General features: G+C 67.0%; 10 protein-coding genes. 7 read left to right on the forward strand and 3 right to left on the reverse strand.

Features of this window, described 5'->3' with window-relative positions; genetic code table 11:
• Positions 1 to 36: 36 nt before the first annotated feature.
• Both QMX82_RS01050 and xthA read right to left on the reverse strand, forming a co-directional pair.
• Complete coding sequence (locus QMX82_RS01050; protein WP_282280889.1) at positions 37 to 1,392, reverse strand: substrate-binding domain-containing protein; 1,356 nt, start codon at positions 1,390 to 1,392, stop codon at positions 37 to 39.
• 69 nt (positions 1,393 to 1,461) lie between these two features.
• Positions 1,462 to 2,274: an exodeoxyribonuclease III gene (gene xthA, locus QMX82_RS01055; protein WP_282280890.1), complete on the reverse strand. Its 813-nt coding sequence runs from the start codon at positions 2,272 to 2,274 to the stop codon at positions 1,462 to 1,464.
• A gap of 121 nt (positions 2,275 to 2,395) precedes the next feature.
• Between xthA and QMX82_RS01060 the strand changes: the two genes are divergently transcribed.
• The 7 genes from QMX82_RS01060 (at position 2,396) to QMX82_RS01090 (ending at position 17,523) form a co-directional block, all read left to right on the forward strand.
• Complete coding sequence (locus QMX82_RS01060; protein ID WP_261793845.1) at positions 2,396 to 4,129, forward strand: autotransporter assembly complex protein TamA; 1,734 nt, start codon at positions 2,396 to 2,398, stop codon at positions 4,127 to 4,129.
• Positions 4,126 to 7,818, forward strand: a complete 3,693-nt coding sequence (locus QMX82_RS01065) for a translocation/assembly module TamB domain-containing protein (protein ID WP_282280891.1) — start codon at positions 4,126 to 4,128, stop codon at positions 7,816 to 7,818. Before QMX82_RS01060 ends, QMX82_RS01065 begins: the two co-directional genes overlap by 4 nt.
• 79 nt (positions 7,819 to 7,897) lie before the next feature.
• Positions 7,898 to 8,398, forward strand: coding sequence for a thiol peroxidase (gene tpx / locus QMX82_RS01070; protein ID WP_208691293.1), 501 nt, complete (start codon positions 7,898 to 7,900; stop codon positions 8,396 to 8,398).
• 158 nt (positions 8,399 to 8,556) lie between these two features.
• Positions 8,557 to 9,792 carry an MdtA/MuxA family multidrug efflux RND transporter periplasmic adaptor subunit gene (locus QMX82_RS01075; RefSeq protein WP_282280892.1) on the forward strand — a complete coding sequence of 412 codons (1,236 nt, stop codon included), beginning with the start codon at positions 8,557 to 8,559 and terminating at the stop codon, positions 9,790 to 9,792.
• A 9-nt stretch (positions 9,793 to 9,801) separates the two neighbouring features.
• Positions 9,802 to 12,933, forward strand: a complete 3,132-nt coding sequence (locus QMX82_RS01080) for a multidrug efflux RND transporter permease subunit (protein ID WP_208691291.1) — start codon at positions 9,802 to 9,804, stop codon at positions 12,931 to 12,933.
• Position 12,934: 1 nt separating this feature from the next.
• Positions 12,935 to 16,045: an efflux RND transporter permease subunit gene (locus tag QMX82_RS01085; protein WP_282280893.1), complete on the forward strand. Its 3,111-nt coding sequence runs from the start codon at positions 12,935 to 12,937 to the stop codon at positions 16,043 to 16,045.
• Positions 16,042 to 17,523, forward strand: a complete 1,482-nt coding sequence (locus QMX82_RS01090; protein WP_282280894.1) for an efflux transporter outer membrane subunit — start codon at positions 16,042 to 16,044, stop codon at positions 17,521 to 17,523. Before QMX82_RS01085 ends, QMX82_RS01090 begins: the two co-directional genes overlap by 4 nt.
• Before the next feature lie 51 nt (positions 17,524 to 17,574).
• Here the strand turns inward: QMX82_RS01090 and QMX82_RS01095 are convergent, their stop codons facing one another.
• Positions 17,575 to 17,886, reverse strand: coding sequence for an SCP2 sterol-binding domain-containing protein (locus QMX82_RS01095; protein ID WP_017640561.1), 312 nt, complete (start codon positions 17,884 to 17,886; stop codon positions 17,575 to 17,577).
• Positions 17,887 to 17,956 lie beyond the last annotated feature (70 nt).

Genomic DNA, 17,956 nt, shown 5'->3' on the forward strand with positions numbered 1-17,956 from the left:
GGCCTCTTCCCGCAGTTGGCTTGGCTTCGTTGCTCGCTATTGAATCCAGGCCTCGACGCGCCGGTTCTTTACCCGGCCGTTGGGCGACAGTCCTGCGACGGGCAGCTGGTCGCCGAGGGAAAGCACCTCGCTGGCGAAGGCCTGCTGGTGACGCAACGCCGTGGCGACCGCGGTGGCCCGCAGGCGCGCCAGCAGGGCGGCGCGTGCCGGATCTTCGGTGGCGTCGTTGAAGCCCAGCAGAATCAGCTGGCGACCGGCATTCTCCGGCTCGTGCATGAAGGCGGCCAGTCGCTCGACATCACGCAATGCCTTGTTGTCCAGGCGTGCGCTGCCAGCGGTGAAGCGGAAGTTCACCGTCAGGCGCTGGGCACGGCGCGCCAGTTCGCCGTAGGCCGGTGGCATGCCGCGGGTGTCATCTATGGTCAGAGGCTCGATGCGCTGGGCGACGAAGCCGCTTTGCTGCACCACCGCCTGGCCGGCCGGGGTCTGGCTGAACTCCAGCAGGCTGCGCGCCCAGTCCGAACGCTGGGCAGGCGGGCCATAGAGGAAGAGCCGGCGGGCGAGCGGATAGTCCTCGGTGGCGATGCTGGCTTCGCTCGGCGCTATGGCACGGCCTTCGCCATCGCGCAGGGCGAGCTTTGGCGACCTGGCAGCCGCCGCCAGGCTGGTGAAGCCTATGCCGGCGGGATCCTCGGCTACCCGCTGTGCCAGTTCCTCGTTGGATTCGAAGCGGCTGGCGGCGGCGTTCAGGCGTTTGCTGGCCGGAGTCAACACCAGCTCGCGAAAGGTGTCGTAGGTGCCCGAGCGATCATCCCGCGCATAGAGCCGGATCGGCCCGGGTTTGCCGCCCAGTTGCTGCCAGTCGGCGATGTCGCCGGAGAAGATCCGCGCCAGCTGCTGCAAATCGAGTTCCCGTAGCGGATTCCCGGGATGCACGATGATCGCCAGGCCATCCAGACCGATGACGTATTCCGCCTCCTTGCTGCGCAGGTCGCCCAGGCCGGCCAGAATGTTCACCTCGCTATCGGTGACCGGGCGCGAGGCGGCAGCGAGATCGGTTGTGCCTGCGGCCAGGGCGGTAAAGCCGGTACTGGAACCATGGGCCGCGATCTGCACGGCCACGCTAGCGCCATTCGGGGCGCGCGCCACCAGCTGCCATTCGTCCATCATCGCGGTGGGTATCACCTGGGGATCGCGATAGCCGTGCTCGGCGAGCAGGGCCGCGACCAGGCGCGGGCCCAGGCGCGCATTGATGGTATTGGAGCCCTGCAGGCGCAGGAGGGTGGTTGGGGCGTCGTTGGCCAGCAGGGGTAGAGGCAGCAGCGGAAGCAAGGTCGCGAGCGCCGCTCGCCGCAGCAAGGCGCGACGGGATACCGGAGCAGAGCAGTTCATGGGTCGGCCTCGAGCCTAAGGCGAGGCCGACACCTTAGGGGCGGCGCATGACGTCGCTGTGACAGGGCCTCACGTCAATTCCAGCCAGATCGGCGCATGGTCGGAGGGTTTCTCCATGCCGCGGATCTCGTAGTCCACGCCGGCGGAGACGATACGCTCCTGCAGGATCCGCGAGGCCAGGATGGTGTCGATGCGCAGGCCGCGCTTGGGTTCGTCTTCGAAGCCGCGACTGCGATAGGGGAACCAGCTGAAGCGGTCATCGACCTCAGGGTGCAGCTGGCGGTAGCTGTCGATCAGGCCCCAGCCGAGCAGCCGCTGCATCCATTCGCGTTCTTCCGGCTGGAAGCTGCAGGCGCCGGTACGCAACCAGCGCTTGGCGTTGGCGGCGCCGATGCCGATGTCGTGATCCTGGGCGGAGATGTTGAAGTCGCCCATGAGCAGCATGGGGGTGTCCGGCGAGAAACGCTCTTCAAGTAAATTCTGAAGATCCGCGTAGAACTTCCTCTTGCCAGGGAATTTTGTCGGATGGGCAATGTTCTCGCCCTGAGGAAAATAGCCGTTCATGACCACCAGCGGCTGACCCTGGCGATCCGCGAAGACGCCATAGATGAATCTCTTCTGGGATTCTTCACCATCGTCCGGAAAGCCCTTGTGCAACTCCAGCGGCGCCAGGCGTGAGAGCAGGGCCACGCCGTAGTGACCCTTCTGGCCGTGGTAGTGCACGTGATAGCCCAGGGCCTCGACCTCAGCCAGGGGAAACTGGTCATCCGCGACCTTGGTTTCCTGAAGGCCGATCACATCCGGATCATAGCGTTCGATGATGGCAGAAAGTTGATGAGGTCTTGCGCGCAAGCCATTGATATTGAAACAAACTACCTTCATGACGCCCTCCCGAAACGTGGATGGTCCTAGCCTAGCAGAAAGCCTCTTGCCGAAACCGCCACCTGGCGAACCCTGGCCACTCCCGTTTGTCTCACAGCGCAACGCCCGTTAGCATCCCTGTATGAATAAGCCGAACGCTCTACGCCGCGCCCTGATTGGAATTTGTTGTCTGCACGGCGTGGCCTGGGCGGCACCGGCCGAAGTTAGCGTTCGCGTCCAACCCGCCAATAACGCCTTGCGAGACAACATCCAGGCCTATATCGGCTCGGTCGAGGGACGGGATGTCGCCGGGCTCCAGCGCCTGCGTCCGGCGACGGAACGGCAGGCCGAACAGGCCGCCCAGGCACTCGGCTACTACCACGCGCAGATCGAGGCCCGGGTCGAGCCAGGGGAGACGCCACGGCTGGTGGTCGAGGTACGGCCGGGCGAGCCGGTCAGGCTGCGCAACGTCGACATCCGCATCGAAGGCCCGGCGCGCGAATTGCGCGCCTTTCGCCAGCCGGTACCGGCCGGGCTCAAGGCGGGCCAGCCGCTGAACCAGGGCCTCTACGAAGACGCCAAAAGCCTGATCCAGAATCAGGCGCAGCGGTATGGCTTCTTTCGTGGCACCTTTACCCAGCACCAGCTGCGTATCGATCCCGCCACCGGCTTTGCCGACATCGCCCTGGTGTTCGCCAGCGGGCCACGCTTTGTCCTCGGCAAGGTGTCCTTCGAGGGGGATGCGCCCTTCGATCCCGATCTGCTCCAGCGCATGGTGCCTTTCGCCCAGGGCACGCCCTACGATTCCGAGCTGATCGCCGATTTCCAGAGCAATCTGCTGGCCAGCGGCTTCTTCGATGGCGCACGGCTCGACACCTATCCCAAGCAGGAAGGCGCCGCCGAGGTGCCGGTGACGGTCACGCTGCGGACCCGCAAGCCACGGACCTTCGGCTTCGGTCCCGGCTATTCCACCGATGTCGGCCCACGGCTGAGATTCACCTGGGAAAACCACTGGCTCAATCCCCAGGGGCACAGCCTGGGTGCGGAAGCGGAGTTGTCGGCGCCACGTCAGAGCATTGCCACCTGGTACGACATTCCCGGGCAGGACCCGATCAATGACAAGTTCCGCTTCGCTGGCGGCTACCAGTACGAGCAGATCGCCAACGACGACTCCCTCAGCCAGTTGCTGACCGTGGGCCCCGAGTGGCATCGCAAGTTTCCCAACGGCTGGGAGCGGGTGCTCTCGCTCAAGTGGCGCAACGAAAGCTATCGGCTGGGTAATGACGAAGGCACCTCCAATCTGGTGATGCCCGGGGTGGATTTCTCCCTGCTGCGCAGCGACAACCGCATCGACCCCAATCGCGGCTACCGCCTGCAATTCGGCATGTCGGCGGCGAAGGAAGGACTGCTCTCGGATGCCAACATGATCCACGCCACGGCGCTGGCCCGTGGGCTGATCACAGTGGGCGACGGGCACCGCTTTCTCGGGCGCCTGCAACTGGGTGGCAACTTCACCAACGGCTACAACAAGGTCCCGCCGTCGCTGCGCTTCTTCGCCGGCGGCGATCAGAGCGTTCGCGGCTACGACTACCAGACCCTGTCGCCGGAAAACGATGAAGGCGACTATGTGGGCGGTCGCTACCTCGTGGCCGGTGGCGTCGAATACCAGTATCCCCTGCGGGACAAATGGCGCCTGGCGACCTTCATCGACCAGGGCAGCGCCTTCAACGACCTCAACAATTACGAACTCAAGACCAGCGTCGGCATAGGCGTACGCTGGGTCTCGCCGGTAGGACCGATCCGTGTCGACCTGGCCCACGGCCTCGACGAACCCGGCGGCATCCGCCTGCACTTTTCCATAGGGCCTGAGCTGTGAAGTCGGTAGGCGGTGTCATCCTCGGTGTACTGGTGGCGCTGCTGGGCGCTCTGATCCTGCTGCTGGCCCTGATGCTGGGTAACGGCAGTATCGGCCGCCTGGTGCTGGATCACGTTCCTGGTCTGACCCTGACCGATTTCCAGGGTCGCCTCGGTGGCCACTGGCAAGCCCGGCAGCTGGTCTGGAACGGCGGTGCTACCCGGGTTACGGTCGAGGCGCCCGAATTCGCCTGGCGACCCGGCTGCCTGCTCAGACTGCAGCTGTGCATCGATACCCTGGTCGCTTCGGGCATCGCCATCGACCAGGCGCCCAGTCCCGAGCCTGCGCCCGAGCAGAGCGGGCCCATCCAGTTGCCCAGCCTCGGCTTGCCGCTGGGGGTGCAGCTGGGCGAGGTGCGGATCGGCGAAATCCGCTACAACGGCGCCGAACAGGCTCGCGACCTGGCACTCCAGGCGCGCTGGCAGGCCGAGGGCATCGTCATCGAGCGACTGGCCGGCGTGGCCCACGGCATCACCCTGGATACCCATGGCCAGCTGCAACCCAGTGGCGCCTGGCCGCTGCAGTTGCAGGGCACCCTGGGTCTGCCCGCGCCGGAGGCCGCGCCCTGGTCGCTGGCGCTCAAGCTGGACGGTGAATTGCAGAAGACCTTGCAGCTGGAGGCTGACAGCAGCGGCTACTTGCCCGGACGCCTGACCGGCACGGTGCAGCCGCTGGTGGAAAACGTCCCGGCCGACCTGCAGCTAGTGGCCGATGGCTTCAAGGCGGCCGCCAGCCTGCCCGATACCCTGCGGCTGAACGATCTCAAGCTGACCGCACGAGGCGACCTGGCCGCGGGCTACGCCCTGGTCGGCCAGGCCCGGTTGCCGGGCGAGGGCGGTCCGGTGGAGTTGAATCTGGATGGCCGCGTCGATGCCCAGGGCGCGCGGATCGCGGCACTGCGCTTGCAGGCCGCGCCCGAACAGCGCGTGGCGCTGGCCGGGCAGGTCGACTGGCACCAGGGACTGGCCGCCGATGCCACCCTGGACTGGCGTGATTTCCCCTGGCGGCGGCTGTATCCCATGGCGGAGCCACCGGTGAGTCTGCAGCGCCTGCAAGGCGAGGTGGCCTACCGGGACGGCGCCTACCTGGGCAATCTCAAGGCCGCCGCCACCGGCCCGGCCGGCGCCTTCACCCTGGCCACCCCCTTCAGTGGCGACACCACCCAGCTCAATCTGCCATCGCTGGATCTCCAGGCTGGCCAGGGGCGGGCGCAGGGCAAGGTCAATCTCGGCTTCACCGACGGCGTCAGCTGGCAGGTGGCCCTGGACCTGAGCCGCCTCGATCCGGCCTTCTGGGTAGCCCAGCTGCCCGGCAGCCTGGGCGGTCCGCTGCGCAGTTCGGGCGCCTTCAAGGATGGGCGCCTGCAACTGGATGCCGATCTGGACCTCAGGGGTCGACTGCGCAACCAGCCGGCCGTGCTGGCTGCCAAGGCCAAGGGCGCCGGCGAGCAGTGGCAGGTATCCGAGCTCGACATTCGCCTGGGTGACAACCGGATTCAGGGGCAGGGCGCCCTCGACCAGCGTCTGCAAGGTCAGCTCCAGCTGGACCTGCGCCGCCTGGCCCAGCTCTGGCCCGATCTTTCCGGAAGCGCCCAAGGCCGCCTGGACGTGGCCGGGACCCTCAAGGCCCCTGCCGGTCAGTTGCGCCTCGACGGTCGCCAGCTGGCCTATGCCGACAGCCGCATCAGCAGCCTCGCGCTGGCCGCCAACCTGGATGATCGCCAACGCGGCACGCTGGACCTTACCGCCCAGGGGCTGCAGGCCGCCGGTCGCGATTTCGGTGTCCTGCGCCTGCAGGGGCAGGGTGATCGCCGCCAGCAGCAGGCGGATCTCTCGCTCAAGGGGTCGCAACTGAACCTGGTGCTCGCGGCAGGTGGCACGCTCGCCGACAACGGGGACTGGAAGGGGCAGCTGGCGCGTGGCTCGGTCGCCGCCAGTGGCCAGAACTGGTCCTTGCAGAGCCCTGCACGCATCGAGCGCCTGGCCAACGGGCGCCTGGAGCTGGGCCGCCACTGCTGGCGTTCCGGTGCAGCCAGCCTCTGTGGCGACGATCAGCAACTGCTGCCCGATACCCGCCTCGCCTGGCACCTGCGCGCCTTCCCGCTCGCCAGTCTGCAACCGCTGCTACCGCCGGAGCTGGCCTGGCAAGGCACCCTCGACGGCGACGTCGACCTGCGCCTGCCCAAGGCCGGACCCGATGGCGAAATCCGCCTCCAGGCCGGGCGCGGCAGCCTCAGGCTGCGCGACGCTGCCGGTCAGTGGCAGACCTTCAGCTACGACAGCCTGGACGTCACCAGCGTCCTGAAGCCGCAGCAGGTCGACACCCAGGTGCGCCTGGCCAGTGCCGATCTGGGCCGGCTCGACGTCCAGGCCCGCCTGGATCCCCGCGATCCGAGCCAGGCACTGGCCGGTCGTTTCCAGTTGCAGGGCCTGAATCTGGCCCTGGGCAAGGCCTTTATCGAAGGCATCGAACACCTCGAAGGCAAGATCAATGGCGCCGGCGAACTGGGAGGGACGCTGCTGCAACCGCGCGTCAATGGTCAGCTCCAGCTCAGCGGCGGCGACATCGGCGGTGGCAGCGTGCCAACGCGCCTGCAGGATCTCGGCCTGACCGCCCGCATCCAGGGCGATAGCGCCGTGCTCGATGGCGGCTGGCGCAGCGGACCCCAGGGGCGTGGCCAGATCCAGGGTAGCGTCGGTTGGGCCAATGGCCTGGACGTCAACGTGGCGGTCACCGGCGACAAGCTGCCGGTCAACGTCGAGCCCTATGCCCAGCTGGAAGTGGCGCCCAATCTCAAGATCCTGATGAAGGGCGGCCGTCTGGCCCTGGCCGGCGAGGTGCGGGTGCCGCGCGGGCGCATCCGGGTCCAGCAGCTGCCGCCGTCCACGGTCAAGGTGTCGGACGATGCCGTCATCGTCGGCCAGGAAGCGCCTGCCAGGCAGCAGGCCATGCAGATCGCCATGGACGTCGATGTGCTGGTCGGTTCCGACAAGCTCACCTTCGATGCCTTCGGGTTGTCCGCCGAGATCGTCGGCAAGGTGCACATCGGCGACAACCTCGACACGCGCGGTGAGCTGAATCTGCGCAACGGACGCTACAACGCCTATGGTCAGCGCCTGACCATGAGGCGCGCCCGGCTGTTCTTCCAGGGCCCCATCGCCCAGCCCTATATCGATGTGGAAGCGGTGCGGGTGGTGCAGGAGCAGAATGTCACCGCGGGCCTGCGGCTCTCGGGCTTTGCCCAGCAGCCGCGCATCGAGGTGTTTTCCGAGCCGAGCATGAGCCAGGAGCAGGCGCTGGCCTACCTGGTACTGGGTCGCCCGCTGTCCAGCGGCAGCGAAGGGGACAACAACGTGCTCGGCCAGGCGGCGCTGGCCCTGGGCCTGGCTGGCAGTTCCGGTACCGCGGGCGCCCTGGCGCAGCGGTTGGGCATCCAGAACTTCCAGCTGGACACGGCGGGTTCAGGTGACAAGACCAGCGTGGTGGCCTCGGGCAACCTGACCGACAGACTGTCGGTGCGTTATGGGGTCGGGGTGTTCGCTTCAGCCAACACCGTCGCCCTGCGCTACCAGCTCACCCGGCGGCTCTACCTGGAGATCGCCAGCGGTCTCGCCAATTCCCTGGATTTCTTCTATCGCCGCGATTTTTGAAGCCGGGGCGCGTAACGCTTTGATCGCCTGCGGAAAACGTGTTTACTCCCTGTCCCGTCTCATGAGAAAGGAGCAGTTCATGGCAACCGTCAATTTGCGTGGCAACCCGGTCGACGTGCAAGGCAGCCTGCCGCAGCCTGGTCAACAGGCTCCGGCCTTCAGCCTGGTCAATGGTGATCTGCAGGACATCACCCTGGCCAGCCTCGCCGGCAAGCGCAAGGTGCTCAACATCTTCCCCAGCGTCGACACCCCGACCTGCGCGACGTCGGTACGCAAGTTCAACACCGAAGTCGACAAGCTGGATAACACCGTGGTGCTGTGCATCTCCGCCGACCTGCCGTTCGCCCAGAAGCGCTTCTGTGGCGCCGAAGGCCTGGAAAAGGTGGTGAACCTGTCCACCCTGCGCGGTGCCGAATTCCTCCAGGACTATGGCGTCGCCCTGGCCAGCGGTCCGCTGCAGGGCCTGGCCGCCCGCGCCGTGGTGGTGCTGGACGAGCAGGACAAGGTGCTGCACAGCGAGCTGGTGCCCGAGATCGGTCAGGAGCCGGATTACGCGGCGGCACTCGCCGTTCTCGGCTGATCGTCGACGACCCACCGCCTGGTGCGGTGGGCGCTTCGAAACGGGCAGGCGCCTCTCGTGCCTGCCCGTTTTGCTTTAGGTAAAAACGCGGTAAAGGGGCTGGTTAGCCGTCTCGCTACTGCTTATCTTCCGTCTTTCCCAGCGTGTACGTATTCTCGATGTCCGACTCTTCGCCTCGCTCTTCCTCCCGTCGCCGACTGGTCTGGCTGCTCGTCCTCGTGGCGCTGGCGGCCGCGGGTGGCTGGTATTGGTATCACCAGCACGGACAGAAGAGCGAGGCCGCCGCCGGCAAGGGCGCGCGCTCGCCCTTCGGCATGACCGGTCCGACTCCGGTACGGGTGGTGGCGGTGGAGCAGCGCAGCTTTCCCATCGTGCGCAAGTCCATCGGTACGGTGACGGCCCTCAATACCGTCAATGTCCGCACCCGGGTCGCCGGCGAGCTGGTACGCGTCGCCTTCGACGAAGGCCAGAAGGTCAAGGCCGGCGACCTGTTGGCCACCATAGATCCACGACCCTATCAGGTGGCGCTGCAGCAGGCCGAAGGCACCTTGCAGCAGAACCAGGCGCAGCTGCGCAATGCCGAGCTGGACCTCAAGCGCTACCAGGGCCTGTTCCGTGAAGACAGCATCGCCAAACAGACGCTGGATACCCAGGAAGCCCTGGTCAACCAGTACCGCGGCACCCTCAAGAACAGCCAGGCGGCGGTGGCCGATGCCAAGCTGAATCTGGCCTTCACCCAGATCAAGGCGCCCATCGCCGGACGCGTCGGCCTGCGCCAGCTCGACGGCGGCAACCTGCTGTCCGCCAACGACAGCACCGTGGTGGCCGTCATCACCCAGACCCAGCCGATCTCGGTGGTCTTCACCCTGCCGGAAAGCCAGCTCGGCGAGTTGCTCAAGCGCGCCCGCGCCGGCCAGACCCTGCCGGTCGAAGCCTGGGATCGGGGTGGTTCGCGCAAGGTCGCCGATGGCACCCTGCAGAGCTTCGACAACCAGATCGACACCGCCACCGGCACTCTCAAGTTCCGCGCCCGCTTCGCCAACGGCGACGAGGCGCTGTTCCCCAACCAGTTCGTGACTGTGCGGGTGCGCGAACAGGTGCTGGAGCAGGCGCTGGTGGTGCCTTCGGCTTCCATCCAGTTCGGCTCCAATGGCACCTTCGCCTACGTGGTGGGGGCCGACAACAAGATCCAGGTGCGCAGCCTCAAGCTGGGCCCGGACGACGGCAGCCTGACCGTGGTCACCGAGGGCCTGGCCGCCGGTGACCGGGTGGTGACCGAAGGCACCGATCGCCTGCGCGAGGGCAACGAGGTGGAGGTGGTCACCGGGGCTTCCGCGGCACCCAGCGAACCGGCCAAGCCGGCGGTACGCAAGCCCGGCAAGACCCAGGGCTGACCGGCCGCGATGGATATCTCGCGCCCCTTCATCCTGCGCCCGGTCGCCACCACTCTGTTGATGGTGGCGCTGCTCATCGCCGGTCTGCTGGCCTATCGGCTGCTACCGGTCGCGGCCCTGCCGCAGGTGGACTATCCCACCATCCGCGTGCTCACCCTCTATCCGGGCGCCAGCCCCGATGTCATGACCAGTGCCGTCACCGCGCCGCTGGAGCGTCAGTTCGGCCAGATGCCAGGCCTGTCGCAGATGGCCTCCACCAGCTCCGGTGGCGCCTCGGTGATCACCCTCAGATTCAACCTGGAGCTGGACCTGTCGGTCGCCGAACAGGAGGTCCAGGCGGCGATCAACGCGGCCAACAACCTGCTGCCCAACGATCTGCCGGCGCCGCCGGTGTACAACAAGGTCAATCCTGCCGATACGCCCATTGTCACCCTGGCGATCAGCTCCAGGACGCTGCCGCTGCCCACGCTTTACGACCTGGTCGATACCCGCATGGCGCAGAAGCTGGCCCAGGTCAGCGGGGTAGGGATGGTCAGCCTGGCCGGCGGCCAGCGTCCGGCCGTGCGCATCCAGGTCGATCCGGACAAGCTCGCCGCCCACAACCTCACCCTGGCCGATGTGCGCAGCCTGGTCACCAGCGAGAACACCAACCAGCCCAAGGGCAGCTTCGACGGTCCCACCCGGGTCGCCACCCTGGATGCCAACGACCAGTTGCGCGATCCCAAGGCCTATGGCGACCTGATCCTCAACTACGCCGACAACGGCGCCCTGCGCCTGGGCGACGTGGCCACCATCGCCCAGGGCGCGGAAAACGACCGCCTGGCTGCCTGGGCCAATCGCAGCGGTGCCATCCTGGTCAATGTCCAGCGCCAGCCTGGTGCCAATGTCATTCAGACCGTGGATCGCATCCAGGCGCTCTTGCCCAGCCTCAAGGAAAGCCTGCCGGCCGGTCTCGACATCGCCGTGCTCAGCGACCGCACCGAGACCATCCGCGCCGCGGTCACCGACGTCCAGCACGAGATGCTGCTGGCGGTGGGGCTGGTGGTCATGGTCACCTTCGTCTTCCTGCGCCGTTTCAGCGCCACCCTGATTCCCTCGGTCACGGTGCCGCTGTCGCTGATCGGCACCTTCGGCGCCATGTACCTGGCCGGCTTCTCGCTGAACAACCTGTCGCTGATGGCCCTGACCATCGCCACTGGCTTCGTCGTCGACGACGCCATCGTCATGCTGGAAAACATCTCCCGGCATCTGGAAGAGGGCGCCACGCCCATGGAAGCGGCGCTCAAGGGCGCCCGCCAGATCGGCTTCACCCTGGTGTCCCTGACCGTTTCGCTGATCGCGGTGCTCATCCCGCTGCTGTTCATGCAGGACGTGGTCGGCCGGCTGTTCCGTGAATTCGCCATCACCCTGGCGGTGGCGATCCTCATCTCCCTGGTGATCTCGCTGACGCTCACGCCGATGATGTGCGCCCGGTTGCTCAAACGCGAAGCGGCCGGCGAGCACCGGCTGGTCTGGCTGGAACGGCTGGTCGCCGGCTACGGTCGCGCACTGCGTTGGTCGCTGGCCAACCGGGCGCTGATGCTGCTGCTGGCGGTGGCGACCTTTGTGCTGACCGCCGTGCTTTACCTGCTGGTGCCCAAGGGCTTCTTTCCGGCCCAGGACACCGGCTCCATCCAGGGCATCACCGAGGCGCCCCAGTCGATTTCCTTCCGCGGCATGAGCGAGCGTCAGCAGGCACTGGCCGAGGTGGTGCTGCAGGACCCGGCGGTGGCGAGTCTGTCCTCCTACATCGGCGTCGACGGTGACAACGTCACCCTCAACAGCGGTCGCCTGCAGATCAACCTCAAGCCGCAGAGCGAGCGCGACGTCACCGCCCAGGAAGTGATCGACCGCCTGCGTCCCGCGGTCGCCAAGGTGGTGGGCATCACCCTCTACATGCAGCCGGTGCAGGACCTCAGCGTCGAGGACCGGGTCAGCCGGACCCAGTACCAGCTGAGCCTGGACTCGCCCGACGCCAGCCTGCTCGACACCTGGGTGCCGCGCCTGATCGAGGCGTTGCACGAGCGCCCGGAACTCACCGATGTCACCAGCGACCTGCAGAACAAGGGGCTGCAGCTGTACCTGACCATCGACCGCGACGCCGCGGCGCGGCTCGGCGTGCAGGTCTCGGCCATTACCGATGCCCTCTACGACGCCCTCGGTCAGCGGCAGATCTCGACCATCTATACCCAGGCCAACCAGTACCGGGTGGTGCTGGCCAGCGCCGCCGCCGACAGCCTGGGACCGGACGCCCTCAGCCAGGTCTGGGTGAAGGCCGGCAGCGGCACCTCGTCCAGCGGCAGCAGTGGCACCGGTACGGCCAGCACGACGGAGACCACCACGGATACCAGCCGCGCCCCGGTGCGGCTGTCCAGCCTGGTGAAGATGGAGCAGCGGCCGACGCGCCTGGTGATCAACCACCTGAGCCAGTTCCCGGCGGTGACGCTGTCGTTCAACCTGGCCAACGGCGTCTCCCTCGGCGCCGCCGTGGCGGCCATCGACGCGGCCAAGCAGGAGATTGGCCTGCCGGTGGGCATCAACACCCGCTACCAGGGCGCGGCGGCGGCCTTCCAGGCGTCGCTGTCCAGTACCCTGCTGCTGATCCTGGCGGCGGTGGTGGTGATGTACATCGTCCTGGGGGTGCTCTACGAGAGCTTCATCCATCCGCTGACCATCCTCTCGACACTGCCCTCGGCGGCCATCGGCGCGCTGCTGGCGCTGCTGCTCACCGGCAATGACCTCGGCCTGATCGCGGTGATCGGCATCATCCTGCTGATCGGCATCGTCAAGAAGAACGCCATCATGATGATCGACTTCGCCCTCGACGCCGAACGCCACCAGGGACTGCAACCGGAAGAGGCCATCTACCAGGCGGCGTTGCTGAGATTCCGGCCGATCCTCATGACCACCCTGGCGGCGCTGTTCGGCGCCGTACCGCTGATGCTGGCCACCGGCGCCGGCGCCGAATTGCGGCAGCCACTGGGCCTGGTGATGGTCGGCGGCCTGCTGGTCAGCCAGGTGCTGACGCTGTTCACCACCCCGGTGATCTACCTGGCCTTCGACAGCCTGGGCGAGCGCCTGGGCCGGCGCAGGGCGGCCTGAGGTGAATCTCTCGGCGCCCTTCATCGCCCGGCCGGTCGCGACCCTGCTGCTGAGTCTGGCGTTGCTGCTGCTCGGCGCCATCGCCTTCCGGCTGTTGCCGGTGGCGCCGCTGCCACAGATGGACTTCCTCACCATCACGGTCTCGGCGACCCTGTCCGGCGCCAGTCCCCAGGTGATGGCCTCCAGTGTCGCCACGCCGCTGGAGCGCTCCCTGGGCACCATCGCCGGCATCAGCTCCATGACCAGCCGCAGCAGCCAGGGCTCGACCCAGATCATCATCCAGTTCGCGCTGGACAAGGACGTCAATACCGCCGCCCGCGAGGTGCAGGCGGCCATCAATGCCTCGCGCAACCTGCTGCCGAGCGGCATGCGCCAGATGCCGCGCTATCGCAAGGTCAATCCGTCCCAGGCACCCATCATGGTGTTCTCGCTGACCTCCAAGACCCTGAGCAAGGGCGAGCTCTACGACCTGGCGTCCACGGTACTGGCCCAGAGCCTGTCCCAGGTCAGCGGCGTGGGCGAGGTGCAGATCGGTGGCAGCTCCCTGCCGGCGGTGCGCGTCGAGCTGGAACCGCGCCAGCTGGAGCATTACGGGCTGGCGCTGGACGACGTCCGCACCGCCATCAACAGCGCCAACCAGCGCCGGCCCAAGGGCGCGGTGGCCAATGACGAGCACAACTGGCAGATCCAGGCCAACGACCAGCTGTTCAAGGCCGCCGACTACGCCCCCCTGATCATCCGCTACCAGGATGGCGCGACGCTGCGCCTGCGCGATGTCGCCAAGGTCAGCGATGCCGTGGAGGACCGCTATAACGCCGGCTTCTACAACGACCAGAGCGCCGTGCTGCTGGTGGTCAATCGGCAGGCCAACGCCAACATCATCGAGACCATCGCCGCGCTCAAGGCGCGCCTGCCGGCGCTGGAGGCCATCGTCCCGGCCAGCGCGCGCCTGGAGGTGGCCATGGACCGATCGGGGGTGATCAAGGCCACCCTGCATGAAGCCGAACTGACGCTGATCATCGCCGTCTTCCTGGTGATCGGCGTGGTCTGGCTGTTCCTCGGCCGGCTGCGCAGCGCGGTGATCCCGGCCCTGGCGGTGCCCATCTCCCTGGTGGGTACCTTCGCCGTCATGTACCTGCTCGGTTTCTCCCTCAACACCCTGTCGCTCATGGCGCTGATCCTGGCCGCCGGGCTGGTGGTGGACGATGCCATCGTGGTGCTGGAGAACATCGCCCGCCACATCGACAACGGCATGGCGCCGCTCAAGGCGGCCTACCAGGGCACCCGCGAGGTGGGCTTCACTCTGCTGTCGATGAACGTTTCCCTGGTGGCCGTCTTCGTCGCCATCCTCTTCATCGGCGGCATCGTCGAAAAGCTGTTCCGCGAATTCTCCCTGACCCTGGCGGCGGCCATCCTGGTGTCGCTGGTGGTGTCCCTCACGCTGACGCCCATGCTCTGCGCGCGCTGGCTCAGGCCCCACGATCCCGCTACCGAAAGCCGCCTGCAGCGCTTCAGCGAGCGGGCCCATCGCCGGCTGGTGGCGGGTTACGACCGCAGCCTCGGCTGGGCCCTGCGCCATCGCCGCCTGACCCTGCTGAGTCTGATCGCCACCATAGCGCTCAACGTGCTGCTCTATGTGGTGGTGCCCAAGACCTTCATGCCGCAGCAGGACACCGGCCAGCTGATCGGTTTCATCCGCGGCGACAATGCGCTGTCGTTCCAGGTGATGCAGCCGAAGATCGAGATCCTGCGCAAGTCGCTGCTGGCCGATCCGGCGGTGGCCAGTGCCTCCGGTTTCGTCGGCAGTTCCGGCTCCGGCAGCGGGGTGAACAACGCGGTGATGCTGATTCGCCTCAAGCCCATCGCCGAGCGCCAGCTGGATGCGCAGAAGGTCATCGAGCGCATCCGTGCCAATGCGCCCAAGGTGCCGGGCGCCCAGCTGTTCCTCATGGCCGACCAGGATCTGAGATTCGGTGGTCGCCAGCAGAGCACCTCGTCCTATGAGTACAACCTGCTCTCGGGCGACGTCGGGCTGCTGGAAGCCTGGCAACCCAAGGTGCTGGCAGCGCTCAAGGCGCTGCCGGAGCTGACCGCGGTGGACGGCCGCGAAGGCAGCACCCAGCAGATCACCCTGCAGATCGATCGTGAGAAGGCCAAGCGCCTCGGCGTGAACATGGAGACCGTGGCCGCGGTTCTCAACAACTCCTTCGCCCAGCGGCAGATCTCCACCATCTACGAACCGCTCAACCAGTACAAGGTGGTGATGGAGATCAATCCGCGCTATGCCCAGGACCCGACCGTCCTCGAGCAGGTGCGGGTCATCACCAGTAGCGGCGCCCAGGTGCCGCTGTCGGCCTTCGCCTACTACACCAACAGCCTCGCCGAGGACCGCGTCACCCACGACGGCCAGTTCGCCTCGGAAAGCATCAACTTCGACCTGGCGCCGGATGTCAGCCTGGAGCAGGCGACCCGGGCGGTGCAACGCGCCGTGGCCGCCATCGGCCTGCCCAGCGATGTCCAGGGGCGCCTGGGCGGGTCGGCCAACATCTTCGCCAGCACGGTGTCCGGGCAACCGCTGATGATCCTCGGCGCCCTGGTGCTGGTCTATATCGTGCTCGGCGTGCTCTACGAGAGCTACGTGCACCCGCTGACCATCCTCTCGACGCTGCCCTCGGCCGGGGTGGGGGCCTTGCTCGCCATCCAGCTCACCGGCGGCCAGTTCAGCCTGATTTCCATGCTCGGCCTGTTCCTGCTGATCGGGGTGGTGAAGAAGAACGCCATCATGATGGTGGATCTGGCCCTGCAGCTGGAACGCCAGCAGGGACTGACGCCCGAGGAGGGCATTCGCCAGGCCTGCCTGCTGCGCTTGAGGCCCATCCTGATGACCACCATGGCCGCCATCCTCGGTGCCGTACCGCTATTGATCGGCAATACCGAAGGCGCCGAGATGCGTCAGCCACTGGGCCTGGTGATCGTCGGTGGCCTGGTCCTGAGCCAGATCCTGACGCTCTACACCACTCCGGTGGTCTATCTCTATTTCGAACGCCTGCGCCGCCGCGTCAATCGCTGGCGCGGCATCCGTACCGACGCTGCCCTGGATACGCCGCTATGACTCCAACCCTGCGCCTGCCGACGCTGACCCTGGCTCTGCTGCTGGCCGGCTGTACCCTGGGCCCGGACTACCAGCGGCCGACCACCGCGGTGCCGGTCGCCTACCGTCATGCGGAGGGCTGGCAGGCCGCCGCGCCCAAGGATCTGGATATCCGTGGCGACTGGTGGCGGCGCTACGACGATCCGACCCTCGACCGCCTGATGGTCCAACTGAACCAGCGCAACCAGAGCCTGGCCCAGGCCGAGGCGACCTATCGGCAGTCCCTGGCCCTGGTCAGCCAGGCACGGGCCGCGTTGTTCCCGACCCTGTCCAGCAGCCTGGGCGCCACTCGCTCCGGGCGCGGGGGCGGTTCGGGCAGCAACACCGTCATCCGCAATTCCAATGGCACCAGCAGCACCTTCAGCAGCGGTGGCACCAGCACAATCAGCAACGCCTACGACGCCAGCCTGGGGGTGAGCTGGGAGCTGGATCTCTGGGGGCGCGTAAGGCGCCAGGTGGAGGCGGATCGGGCCTCCGCCCAGGCCAGCGCCGCGGAGCTGGCGGCCACCCGCCTGAGTCTGCAGACGCAACTGGCGACCAACTACCTGCAGGTGCGGGTGCTGGACGCCCAGCAGCGATTGCTCGATGCCACGTTGGCCGCCTACGAGCGTTCCCTGCGCCTGACCCAGAATCAGTACCGCGCCGGCATCGTCACGCCGGCGGATGTGGCCCAGGCGACCACCCAGCTGAAGAGCACCCAGGCCGACGCCATCGATCTCAGGTATCAGCGTGCCCAACTGGAAAACGCCATCGCGGTGCTGGTCGGCGAAGTCCCGGCCAATTTCCAGCTGGCCGCGGTCAAGACAATTCCTGAATTGCCGCCGCTGCCAAGCGCCGTGCCCTCGACCCTGCTGGAGCGGCGTCCGGACATCGCCCAGGCCGAGCGTCAGGTCATGGCCGCCAATGCCGCCATCGGCGTCGCCGAAGCGGCCTACTACCCGGACCTGACCCTGAGTGCCAGTGGTGGCTACAGTGCCAGCCAGTGGGGCAATCTGATCAGCACGCCGAATCGCTTCTGGTCGATCGGGCCATCCTTTGCCCTGTCGCTGTTCGATGGCGGCCTGCGCCGCGCCCAGGTGGAGTCCGCCGAGGCCAGCTACGACGCCAGCGTCGCCGGTTATCGCCAGACCGTGCTCGATGGCTTCCGCGAGGTGGAGGACTATCTGGTGCAGCTGCGCACCTACGGCGACGAAGCCGGCGTGCGCCAGGAGGCCCTGGATGCCGCGCGCCGCGCCCTGCAACTGGCCGAGAACCAGTACCAGGCCGGGCTGATCGGCTATCTCGACGTAGTCACCCTGCAGACCACCGCCCTGAGCAACGAACGCACCAACCTGACCCTGCTGGGCAGCCGCCTCAGTGCCAGCGTCCAGCTGATCGCCGCGCTCGGTGGTGGTTGGGATGGCAACGTCACCCCACCGGCGCCGCCGCGGCGGCCTTGATCCCGGGCACAAAAAAGCCGGGCGATTGCCCGGCTTTTTCATGACTGGCGCTTAGTTGGGGAAGAGTTCGCCCAGCTTCATGCTCAGCATCATGTTGCCTTCGACGCGCAGCTTGCCGGACATGAAGGCCTGCATGCCGTCGGTTTCGCCGCTGACAATGCCGGCCAGGGTGTCCTGGTCCATGATCAGGGTGCAATCCGGGTCGGCAGCGTCGCCTTGCTGGACGTCGCAGGTGCCGTCCTTGACGACCACGTAGTAGTTGTCACCGCCCTCGACGTCGAATTGATAGGTGAGATCCAGGCCGGCCGCGGCGGAGGGGTCGAACTTGCTCTTCAGGGTGGCGATGGCTTCGGCTGCGCTCATGGCGGGGGTCCTTGTGGTCTTTTTCGATGAGGCCCACTCCAGCGGGAGGGGCAGGGCACTCGACCGAGGG

Source organism: Pseudomonas sp. PS02302, from assembly GCF_029959585.1.
GTDB classification, from domain to species: Bacteria; Pseudomonadota; Gammaproteobacteria; order Pseudomonadales; family Pseudomonadaceae; genus Chryseomonas; species Chryseomonas aestiva.